At 62.5% G+C, this 14,016-nt stretch carries 13 protein-coding genes; 7 read left to right on the top strand and 6 right to left on the bottom strand.

All coding sequences use genetic code 11. The features are described 5' to 3' along the window. The first annotated feature begins 96 nt into the window (after positions 1-96). From SPBM01_RS15105 to SPBM01_RS15095, 3 genes are read left to right on the top strand one after another with little or no spacing between them, the layout of a single operon-like run. Complete coding sequence (locus tag SPBM01_RS15105) at positions 97-1,098, top strand: zinc-binding alcohol dehydrogenase family protein (protein WP_188062446.1); 1,002 nt, start codon at positions 97-99, stop codon at positions 1,096-1,098. After that, entirely contained in the window at positions 1,095-1,871 is a 777-nt protein-coding gene (locus SPBM01_RS15100; RefSeq protein WP_188062445.1) for an SDR family oxidoreductase, read from the top strand. The genes SPBM01_RS15105 and SPBM01_RS15100 overlap by 4 nt, the downstream gene beginning before the upstream one ends. 4 nt (positions 1,872-1,875) lie before the next feature. Continuing rightward, entirely contained in the window at positions 1,876-2,382 is a 507-nt protein-coding gene (locus tag SPBM01_RS15095) for a nuclear transport factor 2 family protein (RefSeq protein WP_188062444.1), read from the top strand. Positions 2,383-2,413: 31 nt separating this feature from the next. Here the strand turns inward: SPBM01_RS15095 and SPBM01_RS15090 are convergent, their stop codons facing one another. Genes SPBM01_RS15090 through SPBM01_RS15070 form a run of 5 tightly spaced genes read right to left on the bottom strand, consistent with a single transcriptional unit; the run spans position 2,414 to position 8,693 of the window. After that, on the bottom strand, positions 2,414-3,241 hold the full coding sequence (locus tag SPBM01_RS15090; RefSeq protein WP_188062443.1) for an SDR family NAD(P)-dependent oxidoreductase: 828 nt from the start codon (positions 3,239-3,241) through the stop codon (positions 2,414-2,416). A gap of 18 nt (positions 3,242-3,259) precedes the next feature. Next, positions 3,260-4,114 carry a MaoC/PaaZ C-terminal domain-containing protein gene (locus SPBM01_RS15085; protein WP_188062442.1) on the bottom strand — a complete coding sequence of 285 codons (855 nt, stop codon included), beginning with the start codon at positions 4,112-4,114 and terminating at the stop codon, positions 3,260-3,262. Positions 4,115-4,134: 20 nt separating this feature from the next. Next, the gene (locus tag SPBM01_RS15080; RefSeq protein ID WP_188062441.1) at positions 4,135-5,292 is read right to left on the bottom strand and encodes an acyl-CoA dehydrogenase family protein; all 1,158 of its coding nucleotides are present in this window, start codon (positions 5,290-5,292) and stop codon (positions 4,135-4,137) included. Next, complete coding sequence (locus SPBM01_RS15075) at positions 5,289-7,457, bottom strand: 3-hydroxyacyl-CoA dehydrogenase NAD-binding domain-containing protein (protein ID WP_188062440.1); 2,169 nt, start codon at positions 7,455-7,457, stop codon at positions 5,289-5,291. The genes SPBM01_RS15080 and SPBM01_RS15075 overlap by 4 nt, the downstream gene beginning before the upstream one ends. Positions 7,458-7,490: 33 nt before the next feature. After that, complete coding sequence (locus tag SPBM01_RS15070) at positions 7,491-8,693, bottom strand: acetyl-CoA C-acetyltransferase (RefSeq protein WP_188062439.1); 1,203 nt, start codon at positions 8,691-8,693, stop codon at positions 7,491-7,493. A 154-nt stretch (positions 8,694-8,847) separates the two neighbouring features. Between SPBM01_RS15070 and SPBM01_RS15065 the strand changes: the two genes are divergently transcribed. Together SPBM01_RS15065 and SPBM01_RS15060 are read left to right on the top strand one after the other, a co-directional pair. Continuing rightward, the gene (locus SPBM01_RS15065; RefSeq protein ID WP_188062438.1) at positions 8,848-10,518 is read left to right on the top strand and encodes a class I adenylate-forming enzyme family protein; all 1,671 of its coding nucleotides are present in this window, start codon (positions 8,848-8,850) and stop codon (positions 10,516-10,518) included. 18 nt (positions 10,519-10,536) lie between these two features. Further along, complete coding sequence (locus SPBM01_RS15060) at positions 10,537-11,319, top strand: SDR family NAD(P)-dependent oxidoreductase (protein WP_188062437.1); 783 nt, start codon at positions 10,537-10,539, stop codon at positions 11,317-11,319. A 7-nt stretch (positions 11,320-11,326) separates the two neighbouring features. Here the strand turns inward: SPBM01_RS15060 and SPBM01_RS15055 are convergent, their stop codons facing one another. Beyond that, a complete protein-coding gene (locus tag SPBM01_RS15055) occupies positions 11,327-12,019 on the bottom strand; it encodes a GntR family transcriptional regulator (protein ID WP_188062436.1) in 693 nt (230 codons plus the stop codon). Positions 12,020-12,148: 129 nt separating this feature from the next. Between SPBM01_RS15055 and SPBM01_RS15050 the strand changes: the two genes are divergently transcribed. Both SPBM01_RS15050 and SPBM01_RS15045 read left to right on the top strand, forming a co-directional pair. Continuing rightward, a complete protein-coding gene (locus SPBM01_RS15050; protein WP_188062435.1) occupies positions 12,149-13,000 on the top strand; it encodes a fumarylacetoacetate hydrolase family protein in 852 nt (283 codons plus the stop codon). A gap of 53 nt (positions 13,001-13,053) precedes the next feature. Further along, positions 13,054-14,010: a VOC family protein gene (locus SPBM01_RS15045; RefSeq protein ID WP_188062434.1), complete on the top strand. Its 957-nt coding sequence runs from the start codon at positions 13,054-13,056 to the stop codon at positions 14,008-14,010. Positions 14,011-14,016 lie beyond the last annotated feature (6 nt).

The following is a 14,016-nucleotide window of genomic DNA, read 5'->3' as shown; positions in this document are numbered from 1 at the left end:
TCCAGATGCCACAACAGGCTGCGTCCCATACGCGCCGCCCATGAAAAAAGGCAGGCGACCCGAACCGCCGGGCCGACGCATCAGGAAAGGTTGACCATGAAGGCGCTGTATCTCGAAAAGATCGACGGACCCGATTCCGTAGTAGTGACGGATGTCGAAACCCCCGTGCCGGGTCCGGGCGAGGTTCGCGTCGCGATCAAGGCTGCGTCGATCAATCATCGCGAACTGTTCATCACCCACGGCCAATATCCGGGCATGACCGTTCCAGCGACGCTGGGTTGCGACGGCGCGGGTGTCGTGGACATGATCGGCGCAGGCGTTTCCGGCGTGAACGAAGGCGACGAGGTCGTCCTCTATCCCGCGCGCAACTGGGGTCCAAGCCGCCATGCCCCTGCCGCCGATTTCGGCCTGTTGGGGATGCCCTTTGCCGGGACGATCGCCGAATATATCTGCGTGCCGGTCGAAAATCTGGCGCCCAAACCGGCCTTCATGAGCTTCGAGGAAGCTGGTGCGATGCCGCTGACCGCGCTCACGTCATGGCGCGCGCTGATGTTCAAGGGCCGGTTGCAGGCAGGCGAGACGCTGCTGATCAGCGGCGTAGGCGGCGGTGTCGCAACCTTTGGCTTGGCCTTTGCGGTCGCCAAGGGGGCTAATGTCTATGTAACCGGCGAAAATCAGGACGTGATCAACCGCGCCATCGCCATGGGGGCCAAGGGCGGCCTGCTCTACACCGATCCCGACTGGCGCAAACAGGTCGGCAAGCTGACCGGCGGCATCGACGTCGTGCTGGACGGCGCACCTTCGCCCAGCTTTTCCAACTATGTCCGCGCCATCAATCCGGGCGCGCGCATCGTCATCTACGGTTCGACCGCAGGCAATGAGATCAAGGTCAACGCGACTGACATCTTCCTCAAAAGCGCCAGCATCGTCGGCAGTCAGGTCGGCGACCCGCAGGATTTTCAGGAAATGCTGGCGTTTGCGGACGAACATCAGATCAAGCCGGTCATCGAAGCCACTTATCCATTGGCTCAGGCCAAGGAAGCGCTGCTCCACCTGCGCGACGCCCATAAATTCGGCAAAGTCGTGGTGACGATGTGAGCGACCTGTTCAGTCTGGCGGGTAAATCTGCGCTCGTTACCGGCGGGGCGCAGGGGCTTGGCCGGATGATTGCCGAAGGGCTGCTGCGTGCGGGCGCGACTGTAGCGATCACGTCGCGCAAGGCGGATATTTGCGAAGCGGCCGCCAGCGAAATGTCCGTACTGGGAAACTGCATCCCTTTGCCCGCCGATCTTTCGACACCCGAAGCGGCGGTCGATCTGGTCGCCCGCTATCGCATTGCGGTGGGCGCGTGCCACATTCTCGTCAACAATGCAGGCAAGACCTGGGGCGGCGAGATAGACAGCTTCCCCGACAAGGCATGGCCCGGCGTGATGGCCGTCAATGTCCAGACGCCCTTTACCATGGTGCGCGAATTGCTGCCCGAACTGGGCGCCGCGGGGACGGCTGACGATCCGGCGCGGATCATCAATATCGGGTCAGTCGCGGGCATGAAGACCGAGCGGCTGAGCGCCTACAGCTATGCCGCCAGCAAGGCGGCTGTCCATATGATGACCCGCGATCTGGCGGGCGATCTGGCCGCGCGCAACATCACGGTGAATGCGGTCATTCCCGGCTTCTTCCCGACCAAGATGACGGCGCATATGCGCGATGAGGACAGCGTTGACGCGGGATTGCTGGCCCATATTCCGCTGGGTCGCCTGGGCAAGCCGGACGACATCGCCGGGATCGTCGTGTTTCTATGTTCGCGGGCGGGCGCCTATGTCACCGGCGCGCAGATTCCCGTGGATGGCGGCGTGGTAGGATGCGGCTGACGTCATGACGCACAGCCCCCAAATTCTGGCAGATCGTATCGCGATAGAGGAATGTCTGTATCGCTACGCGCATCTGATCGATGCAATGCAATATCACCGGATTGCCGACGAAATATTCACGCCCGACGGGATCATCGATTTCGGCGGAGCGCTGGCCGTGGGGCGGGATGCCATCCATGCGCAATGCATGACCTATCAGGGCGCTTTGCTGGGCTGCTCCCATAATGTCACCAATGTCGTGATCGAGGTGGATGGTGACGAGGCCCGCGCGGCCAGTCGCATCCTGGCCTGGCACTGGTTCGCCATTCCCGACGCCGACCCGCTCCGCCCTACCGATCTGCTGGCCGTGGGCGGATATGAAGACCGGCTACGGCGCACGCCTGACGGCTGGCGCATCCATGAACGGCGTGGTCTGAATTTCGGCACAGGCGTGGGCGCGGGGCAGGTGCCCGAAGCCATGCGGCCTATCTTTGCAGGGATGCAGGGGCGATCGCCGACCTGGCCAGCCTGAAAAGGCGGGGTGCAATACCCCGCCCCACATCCTATAGCTGCCACCCGCCACCCGCGACGATGACCTGCCCTGTGATATAGTCCGCTTCGGGCAGGCACAGCAGATAGACCGCGCCCGCCGCTTCCTCCGGCGTTCCGGCGCGACCCAATGGGATACCCTTTTCCATCGCTTCCAATATTTCGTCGCTGACCCCGGCCTTGATATCTTTGCCCTTGACCTTGATGGTCGAACTGCCCGCTTCGCCGGCCGTCATCCGCGTCATGATCGCACCAAATGCGACGGCGTTAACCGTCACATTATAGCGGCCCCATTCCTTCATCACCGTTTTGGTCAGGCCCACGATCCCCGCTTTGCCCGCAGCATAGCCCGCCTGCCCCGGATTGCCGCCCAGCCCGGCGACCGAAGAAATATTGACGACGGTGCGCCGCGTCGCGCGACCATGCTGCGCGATTTCCGCCTTGGCGGCTGCCGCAATGACCGGCTGCGCAGCACGCAAAATACGGAACGGTGCGCTCAGATGCACGTCCAGCATCGCCATCCATTGTTCGTCGCTGGTTTTCTGTAGCACCGAATCCCAGGCATAGCCGGCATTGTTAATGATGATGTCGATCGTACCAAAGGCTTCGACGGCAGCGGCAACGAATTTTTCGCCAAAATCCAGCGCAGTCACGTCCCCCACGCACACCACCGCACGCACGCCCAGCGCCTCTATCTCTGCGGCCGTCGCGTTGGCGACATCATCGTCTAGGTCGTTGACGACAATATGCGCGCCATTGCGCGCCAGCTTAAGTGCGATCGCTTTGCCGATCCCGCGACCTGACCCGGAAACCAGAGCGACCTTACCGTCCAATATCTTCACGTTGCTTCCCGTTCTTCTTCAAAATCCGGCGACGCAAGCACGTCCGCCATCCATTACCACGACGCTGCGGTCGGGGACGCTTGCCCGAAACAATATGTCATCGCCATCGCGCCAGATTTCGGTCCGCACCGTTTCCCCCGGCCAAACAGGTGCCGTGAAACGCCCACTCATCCCGGTCAACAGCGCCGCTTGGCCGCCGCAACACAGGTGAACCAGCGCCCGGCTTACCAGCCCCATAGTCGCCAGCCCATGCAAAACGGGTCGATCGAACCCTGCCAAAGCTGCCGTCCCTGCGTCGCTATGCAGTGGATTGCGATCTCCGGTCAGGCGATAGAGCAGCGCCTGATTGATCGCTGTCGGCAGGTCGAGCAGGACATGGGCCGGTTCGTCGGGCATCGCGGTCGCCATCTGACCCGGCAGATCGCGCGGCCCGCCAAAACCGCCCGCGCCGCGCAGCACCCAAGTCTCTTCCATCTCCGCAATCACCAGATCGGTCGGGGTCATCAGCGTTCGCTTTGCCCGCACCAGCGCAGGCTTGCCCGGCCCCTTGTCGGCGACATCGCCAATCTCGATCCGGCCATGCACCAACTGGCCCAGTTCCAGCGGACGCAGCAGCCGCAAACTCTGTTCCCCGTGCAGGATGCGCGGCCAGTCCCAGCCCAGTTCGCCGGCCATCGGCCAGAAACCCGGCGTACCCAGCACCAGCGCCATAGTCGGCAGCACCGCCAGATCGCGTTCGAAGACCAGATGCTGCTCGTCGATCGCACCCAACCCGGCACCCACGCCCAGCGCATAGAGGATGGCGCTGCGCGGATCGCACATATCCTCGGCAGCCGGAATGGTGAAGCCCCGCAGGCGATCCAGGTTCAACATCTACATTCTCCGGCAGCGATTCAGGACAGCTTGCGCTCGTCCAGCCCCAGCCCGCGCCCGATAATTTCGCGCATGATTTCGCTGGTGCCAGCAAAGATACGACTGATCCGCGCGTCGGTATACATCCGGCTGATGCGATATTCTTCCATATAGCCCGCGCCGCCGTGCAACTGGACGCATTCGTCCATCACCCGACCCTCCAGTTCGCTGCTCAACAACTTGGCTGCCGACGCATCTTCCGCCGTCAATTCGCCCGCGTTGAGCAGCAGGACACACTGGTCGACATAGGTCTGGAGTGCATCCAGTTCGGCGCGCATCGACGCCATCTTGAACCGGGTATTCTGGAACGCGCCGATCGGTTTGCCGAACGCCTTACGCTCCTTCACATAATCCAGCGTGATGTCGAAGGCGGTCTGCGCCGTCGCCATGAAGCCGATTGCGGCCACCAGCCGCTCCTGCGCCAGGAAGCGGGCGAGATATTTGAAGCCCTGGGTCGGATCACCCAGCACATTGGCCTTTGGCACCTTCACATCGTTGAAGAAGAGTTCGGCGGTATCCTGCGCCTTCAGGCCCATCTTGGCGAGTTTGCGCCCGCGTTCGAACCCGTCCATGCCGCGTTCGACCACGAACAGGCCCAGGCCGTGGCGGCTGTTGGGATCGGTGCGCGCGGCGACGACGATCAGGTCGCCCAATATGCCGTTGGAAATATAGGTTTTCGCGCCATTGAGCAGCCAATGGTCGCCCTGATCGGTGGCGCTGGTGCGCATCCCGGCCAGGTCGCTGCCGGTCGAAGGCTCGGTCATCGCGACGGCAAGGATCTTTTCCCCGCTGACGATGCCGGGCATCCAGCGGTCCTTCTGTTCATCATTGCCCAGCTTGGCGATATAGGGCGCGACGAGATCATTATGCAGGTTGATGTAGAAACCCACATCGCCATGGCGCATATTTTCTTCGATGATGATCTGTTCGAAGCGGAAATCGTCGATCCCCGCGCCGCCATATTTCTCGTCTGCCCAGGTGCAGAGCAAACCCTGCGCCCCGGCCTTGAGATAGAGTTCGCGATCAACGATGCCCTGTTCACGGAACCGCTCGGCATGGGCGCCGACTTCGGCGCTCATGAATTTGACGACGCTGTCGCGAAACTGTTCATGCTCCGCTTCGAAGATCAGGCGTTTCATGCCGGGACCGGCTCCTTGACCGTGGTTTCGCTGGCGGGGGTGTAGAAATCTTCGCCCCGCGCCGCCTTGTCACGCAGCCAGGCGGACGGCAGGAAGCGCGGGCCGTAAAGCTGCGCCAGACGATCAGATTCCTGCACGAATGTTTCGATACCGATGGTGTCGATATAGCTGATTGTGCCGCCGGTCCACGCCGGGAAGCCCCAGCCGTAAATGGCGCCAAGGTCGGCATCCTGCGGCGTTTCCAGCACATTTTCTTCCAGGCAGCGGGCGGTTTCCATCGCCTGCGCATAGAGATATCGTTGCTTGATTTCCTCGATATCCCAGCCAGCTTTGGTGGGAAAATGATCGGCCAGCCCCTTCCACAGATGCTTCTTGCCGCCTTCAGGATAGTCGTAAAACGCCCCGCCTGCTTTGCGGCTGGAGCGGCCAATCTCGTCCTTCATCCGGCGCATGACGGCAACGCCAGCAGGCGGCGTATAGGCGTCGCCTTCCTCGGCAATAGCCTGATCCACAATCTTGAGCGGCAGGTCGAGCGTCAGTTCGTCCAGAAGCGCCAGTGGGCCGACGGGCATCCCCACCGCCTTGGCAGCGTTCTCGATCACCGCAGGCGGCACCCCTTCGGCCAGCATCGCCGCGCCTTCGTGGATCAGCATCTGGAACACGCGGCTGGTGTAGAAGCCCCGGCTGTCGTTGACGACGATCGGTGTCTTGCGCAACTGGGCGATATAATCCAGCCCCTTGGCCAGCGTTGCCTTGCTCGTCTGCTTGCCCATGATGACTTCGACCAGCCCCATGCGTTCGACCGGCGAGAAGAAGTGCAGACCGATAAACTGGTCGGGGTGCTGCGATGCCTGCGCCAGTTGCGAAATCGGCAGGGTCGACGTGTTGGAGGCAAACACGGCATGGTCGGGCAGGACCGCTTCGGCCTTGCGTGTCGTTTCGGCCTTGATCCCGGTATCCTCGAACACGGCCTCTACCACCAGGTCGCAGCCATTGAGCAGTGCGAAATCGTCGGTCGGGGTGATGCGGGCCAGGATGGCGTCGGCCTTGTCCTGCGTCGTCTTGCCCTTTTCGATCAGCTTGCCCAACACTTTGGCCGCATAATCCTTGCCCTTTTGCGCGGTCGCGGTGTCGCGGTCGATCAGGATGACCTCTATCCCTGCATTGGCGGAGACATAGGCGATGCCAGCGCCCATCATGCCTGCGCCCAGCACGCCGACCTTCTTCGCCGCGAATTTGGGGAAGCCTTCGGGACGGCGCGCACCCTTTTCGGCGGCCAGTTTCGAGATGAAAGTGGTGCGGATGATGTTGCGCGCGACCGGATCAGTCAGCAGCTTGGCGAAATATTTGCCCTCGACGGTCAGTGCCTTGTCGAACGGCAATTGCAGCCCCTGAAACACGCAGTTGAGGATCGCCAGCGGGGCGGGTTGATTATAGCCGACCTTGGCGATGCCCCCTGCCGCCATCATGTAAGCGGTCGAGTCTTCAGGGACGGTCAGCCCCTTTTTCTGCGGCGGGGTCCAGCCCTTGACGTCCCATGGCTTGACCGGATCGGGCGCGGTCGCAAGCCAGGCTTTGGCCGCACCGATCAGCGCATCGGCGGGCGCGACTTCGTCCACGATTCTCAGCTTCAGCGCTTCAGCCGGGCCGACCGAACGACCCGACAGCAGCAGGTCGAGCGCGGTCTTCATGCCCGCGATCAGGCCCAGACGCACCGTGCCGCCCGATCCGGGGAGCAGGCCCACATTGACTTCGGGCAGGCCGACCTGCACCTTTGCATCGTCCACCAATATCCGTCGATGGCAGGCGAGCGCGAGTTCGAACCCGCCGCCCAGCGCCAGCCCGTTGATCGCCGCGACCCATGGCTTGCCCGACTGTTCGATCGCCCGGTGCATGTCAGTCGCGCGCTTGGAAAAGGCGTAGGCTTGGCCTGCAGTCAGCGTGCCGAAGCCGTTGACCAGTTGCTTGAGGTCCGCGCCCGCCATGAAGCTGGCCTTGGCCGATGTCAGAATGACGCCCTTGATGCCGTCATCTTCCGCGATCTGCTTCGTCGCCGCTTCCATGTCGGCGATGAAAGCATCATTGACGACGTTCATCGACCCTTCGGCATTGAGGGTCAGGATCGCAAAGCCGTCATCGGCCTTTTGCAGTTGCATGGTCTTCATGGAATGTCCCGCTCTATGGTTGGGTGGGCGCGTTCAGACGCGCTCGATGATGGCGGCCGTGCCCAGGCCATTGGCGGCGCACAGCGTGATGAGGCCAGTTGCGGCGTCGCGGCGCTCCAGTTCGTCCAGCACGGTGCCCAGGATCATCGCCCCCGTCGCGCCCAAAGGATGACCCATGGCGATCGCGCCGCCATTCACGTTGATCCGATCATCGGGGATGTCGAGGTCGCGCTGGAAGCGCATCACGACGCTGGCGAAGGCTTCGTTCAATTCCCACAGGTCGATGTCCTTTTCGGTCATGCCGCCTGCCTTCAACGCCTTGCGCGACACGGCGGTCGGCGCAGTCAACATGATCGTGGGTTCCGACCCGATATTGGCATAGGAACGGATGCGGCCGCGCGGCTTCAATCCAGCCTTCTCGCCGAATGCCTTAGACCCGACCAGCACCAGTCCCGAACCGTCGACAATGCCGGAGCTGTTGCCGCCGTGATGGACATAGTTGATCTCTTCCAGTTCAGGATATTTCGCCTTGCCCACAGCCTCGAACCCGGCCTTGCCATAGCCTTCGAAGGCGGGCTTGAGCTTGGCGAGACTTTCGACCGTGGTGCCGGGACGCATATGTTCGTCACGGTCCAGAATGACGTCGCCCAGCACGTCGGTCACCGGCACGATCGAATGCTTGAAATAACCCTGTTCCCACGCATGGGCGGCCTTGCGCTGGCTCTCAACGGCAAAGCGATCGACATCCTCGCGGGTATAGCCGTCGAGCGTGGCGATGATGTCCGCGCCAATCCCTTGCGGCGCGTAATAATTGCCGAATGCAACCGCCGGGTCTGACGTCCATGCCCCGGAGTCGTAACCCATCACCGTGCGGCTCATCGATTCAACGCCGCCACCGATGCCCGCGTCTATCATCCCGGCATGGACCTGCGCCGCGATCAGGCTGACGGCATCAAGCCCGGTCGCGCAGAAACGATGGATCTGCTGGCCCGCAACGGTCTGCGCATAGCCTGCCTGCAACACCGCCGCGCGGGCAAGAACGCCGCCCTGTTCGCCGACCGGCTGGGCCATGCCGATGATTACGTCGTCCAGCAGCGCCGTGTCGAGATTGTTGCGCGCCTGAAGCGCCTTGAGCAATTGCGTCGCCATTTCGACCGACGTTATCTCGTGCAGCGCGCCGTCCGGGCGGCCCTTGCCGCGCGGTGTGCGAACATGATCGTAGATATAGGCTTCCATCGTAAAATTCCCGACCCGTGATCCGATACTTTGCTGTCTCTGCTCTTGATGCGGCAGGGCAGGTCTGCACCTATCCAACGAAAGGCGCATGATGAGACGCACGCTGCAATCTGACGACAATCAAGGATCGGCGGATATTTAGGAGCGGGCTTTCGTGGGCATCAAGGGCGAAGACAGCGCCGCAATTCGCATAACGGCGACGACACTGGGCGATCTTCTGCTGAAAGGGTGGGACAAGGGGCGCGACAAGGACGCACTGATCTTCCCCGGCGAGCGCAAGAACTATGACGATCTGGTCGCAGGCGTGCTGCGCCGCGCGCGCGGGCTGAAAGCGCTGGGCATCGGGCGTGGCGATCATGTCGGCATATTGCTGCCGTCCAGCATCGAATTTGTCGAAACGCTGTTCGCCAATGCCATGTGCGGCGCGGTGTCGGTGCTGATGAATGCCCGCTACAAGGCACCCGAAATGGCCTATGTCGCGCAAAATGCCGATTTGCGCGCGATCGTGACCAATGATCTGGTGACCGAACATGTCGATTTCGGCGCGCAACTGGTTAAGGCCTTTCCCGATCTGCCGACAGCGGTCGATCCTGCCGCCCTGACGCTGTCCGGCACGCCGCTGCTGACGCAGATCATCATGCTGGGCGGGCGTTCTGCCCCCGGCTTTGTCGATCAGGCCCGGTTCGATGCCGCTGCCGATAGCGTCAGCGAGAGAGACATACATGACGCCCGTCTGACCGTGCGCGTGCGCGACACGGCGATGATCCTCTACACCTCCGGCACTTCCGCCAATCCCAAGGGCTGCCTGCTCAGTCATGAGGCTGTGACGCGCGAGGCGAACAACCTGGCGCGCTATCGCTGGGGCTTCCAGCCTGACGAGCGCGCATGGTCGCCGCTGCCGCTATTCCATATCGCGGCGATGCTGTGCATGTTGGGGGCGATGGATGTCGGCGGCACCTTCATTGGCCAGCCGCATTTCGACGCCGGGGAAAGCCTGCGCCAGATCGAGGCGGAGCAGGTCACGATGATGTTCCTGCCCTTCGTCACTTTCCATCAGGCGATGATCGCCCATCCCGAATGGGACAAGACGGATATGTCGTCCGTCCGCCTGCAAAATAGCTGCTTTGCCTTCATGCCGGACCGGGTCGGGCAGGCGTATCGCGACAAGGCACCCGATATGCTGCAAGTCGGCACGATGGGCATGACCGAAGCGACCGGCATCGTCACCACCGGCGGCCCGGCGATGGACCCGGAAATGGGGTTCAGGAAATTGGGCTATCCGCTGGCCGGGATCGAAATGAAGATCGTCGATCCCGATACCGGCGTGGAACGTGGCGTGGACGAGCGTGGCGAGATTTTGATCCGGGGCTATAATCTGTTCGACGGCTATTATCGCGACCCGGAAAAGACCGCCGAAGCGATCGACGCTGACGGATGGTATCACAGCGCCGACATCGGATCGGTCGATGCGCAGGGCCACATGATGTTCCATGGCCGGTTCAAGGATATGCTGAAAGTCGGCGGCGAAAATGTCGCGGCGGCCGAAGTCGAGGCGGTGCTGGCCAGCCACCCCGCCGTGCGGCTGGCGCAGGTCGTCGGCCTGCCCGACGATCGGCTGGCGGAAATTCCGGCGGCCTATATCGAACGCGATGGCGACGTTGCGGTGGAGCCGGACGAACTGATCGCCTACACCAAGGCGCGCCTGGCGTCGTTCAAGGTGCCGCGCCACATAAGATTTATCGACGAATGGCCGATGTCGGCATCGAAGATCCAGAAGTTCAAGCTGCGCGCGGCGCTGATGGACGAACTGGGCCTGAAAGACTGAAAAAACAGGAGAGGTTGAATGCGGGTCATCATCACAGGCGCGGCGAGCGGCATCGGTCGCGCCTGCGCGCAATTGCTGGCGGCTGGCAGCGTGATCGCGGGCGAGCATCAACTGCTGCTGGCCGATCGGGATGCCGCCAATCTTCAAAGCGTGGCCGATGCGATCGGCCCGGCGGCGGCGACCTGCGTGGTCGACCTGGCGGAGCTGGATTGCGGCGATCGGATCGTGGCAGCGGCGATGGCGCATATGGGCGGGATCGACGCGGTCATCAGTAACGCCGGGATCATCATGGGCGGCGCGCTGGTCGATCTGCCCGCAGGCGATTTCGACCGCATATTCGCGATCAACACAAGGTCCGCCTGGCTGCTGGGCAAAGCGGCGCATCCGCATCTGAAGGCCAGCGGGGGGGCGTTCGTCGCGACCGCGTCGATGTCAGCCACCGCGCCGACGCCCGCGCTGGGTTTCTATTCATGCAGCAAGGCGGCGTTGCTGATGATGATCCGGCAACTGAGCATCGAATGGGGACCGGACGGCATCCGGTGCAACACCGTGTCCCCCGGCCCGACCTATACGCCGATGACGGCGGCGGGCTATGAGGACAAGGCGCGACGCGATCAGCGCGAAGCGACCATCCCGCTGCGCAAGCTGGGCATGGCAGACGATGTCGCCAATGCCATTCTGTTCCTGATCGGTCCCCATGCCGGGCATATCAGCGGCATCGACATATTGGTCGATGGCGGGATGAGCAATATGCTGATGCCCGCCAGTGGCGGCGGCACCGGGCAGAAGCGGCAGAATTGATATGGGTTCAGGCCGCTCTTTCGCCTGGCAGGCGCATCGCTCCGTGCTGCGCATCGACCAGCAGACGCGCGGTCGCCATCAGATGATCGCCCAACAGCGCCACCGCGCGATCGGCGTCGCGGCCCAATGTGGCGGTGACGATATCGCTATGTTCGTGGACAAGATCGCGATCGCCAGTCGCCAACGGAACGGTCAGGTAGCGATAGCGTTCCGATTGGGCATAGAGCCAGTCGCGCATCCGCAGCAGCCACGGGCTGTCGCAGGCGGCCACCAGCGCATGGTGGAACGCGCCATGGGCGTCGGCATACTCCTCGTTCAGGCGGGCCGGATCGGCCGGATCGCGGGTCGGCGTCTTGCTCAGGCGATGGGCGGCGCTGACGATCGCCGACTCCCAATCCAGCCCACCGCGCGCGATCGCGCGGCGCAAACATTGCCCCTCAATATCGCTGCGCACCGTCACCAGATCCATCAGGTCGCCGATCGAAATCGGCGTCGCGCGAAAACCGCGCGCATCATCCTGCGTCACGAAGCCTTCGGACGTCAGGCGGGACAAAGCCTCCCGCACCGCGCCCAGGCTGAAGCCGCGATTGTCGGATACGTCTTTGATATTGATCCGGTCGCCCGGCACCAGCCGACACGTCAGGAGATCGTCCCGCAACTGGCGATAGGCCCGCTCGGTCAGGCTCAGTTTCTTCATCATCGCAAAAGCCATAGCAGTTTTGAAACCATAGGCAAATCCATATAGTATATTTCATATCCTAGAATATATTTCATATTGACCCGGACAACGCGCCGCCCCACGGTGGCAGGGTATCAGGAGGACAGAATCATGCGTTTGGCTAAGGTTGTAAAAGATGGACAGACAGGTTTGGCGGTCGATACCGGCGCGGGCGTCAAGGCGCTGTTCGGCGACGCCGCGCTCTATGATCTCGACGCGCTGATCGCGCAGGGCGGTGACGCGCTGACGCAGGCGGGCGATGCGGTCGTGTCCGGTGGCGCAAATGTCGCGATCGACGACCTGACCTTCCTGCCGCCGCTGATCAAGGCACCCAAGATCCTGTGTCTGGGCCTGAACTATAAGGACCATGCCGCCGAAGGTGGCTTTCAGGTGCCGGATTTCCCGACCATATTCGGCCGTTTCAATAGCAGCCTGATCGGCCATGGCGCGCCCATCATCAAGCCGCCCTGTTCCGACCAGCTCGACTATGAAGCCGAAATGGTCGCAGTCGTCGGCAAGGGCGGCAAGGACATCGCCAAGGAAGACGCGCTGTCGCACATCGTCGCCTATTCGGTATTCAACGACGGGTCGATCCGCGATTATCAGCTCAAGACCCCGCAATGGACCGTGGGCAAGAATTTCGACGATACCGGCGCGTTCGGACCATGGCTGGTGACGGCGGACGAGCTGCCCGCGGGCGGCGCGGGCCTGAAGATCGAGACGCGGCTGAATGGCCAGACCGTACAGAGCGCCAACACGTCCGACATGGTGTTCGACGTGGTGGATACCGTCGCCCTGCTTTCGACCTGCTTCACTCTGGAGGCAGGCGACGTGCTGGTGATGGGGACGCCGTCGGGCATCGGCCTGGCGCGCAAGCCCCCGCTGTTCATGAAGGATGGCGATGTGTGCGAAGTGGAGATCGAGAAGATTGGCCTGCTGGTCAACCCGATCAAGGCGGCCTGAATAACGCAAGGGCGGCGGCGCGATCCGCCGCCCGGCCGACGAAGGAGGACAGTATGAACGACAAGAGCATCGCCGGGCGGCGCGCCAATGTGCTGGGCGTCCATTCGATCGACCATTTCGCGCTGGCCGTCCCCGATCTGGAGGATGCACGCCGCTTCTACAGCCTCTTTGGTCTGGATGTGCGCGACGGCGACGGCGCGCTGCATCTTTACACACAGGGCAATCCCCATCGTTGGGGCGTCATCGCCAAAGGCGGCACAGCCAAGCAACTGCGTTATCTCAGCTTTGGCGTCTATGCCGACGAGATGGACGCCTTTGCCGCGCATCTCGATGCCTGTGGCGTCACCTATATCGACGCGCCTGCGGGTACGGAGGCGCAGGGCATCTGGTTCAGCGGCTTTGACGGCCTGCCGATCAATGTCTGCGCCGCCGACAAGGCGACACCGGCGGAAAAAAGCCACTTCTCCTTCGTCAGCGCCCCGCCCGGCCAGTCCGGCGCGATCCCCAACAGCCAGGCGCCCAAGGTTCACCCCCGCCGCCTGTCGCATTTCGCGATCTTCACGACCGATGTGAACGCGGCGATCGCCTATTATGAAAAGACGCTGGGCCTGCGCCTGTCGGACAAGAGCGAGCCGGGCGTCGCCTTCCTGCACGGCGTCCATGGCAGCGACCATCATCTCCTTGCGCTCGTCCTGTCCGACCGGCGCGGGATGCATCATAATAGCTGGGACGTAGGCTCCGTTATGGAAGTGGGCCTGGGCGGCGCGACCATGGCGCGGGCGGGCTATGGTCCCAACTGGGGGCTGGGCCAGCATGTGCTGGGTGCCAATTATTTCTATTATGTCCGCGACCCATGGGGCAGTTTCAGCGAATATTCCGCCGACATCGACTTCATACCCCATGACGTGGACTGGCCATCAGCCAATCATGCGCCAGAGGACAGCATGTTCCTGTGGGGACCGGATCCTTTCCCCGAATTTATTCAGAATACAGAAGCTGCGGAGGCCTGAACTGCC

The organism is Sphingobium sp. KCTC 72723, assembly GCF_014280435.1.
Taxonomy (GTDB): domain Bacteria; phylum Pseudomonadota; class Alphaproteobacteria; order Sphingomonadales; family Sphingomonadaceae; genus Sphingobium.
This window is presented reverse-complemented; position numbering and strand designations above follow the sequence as displayed.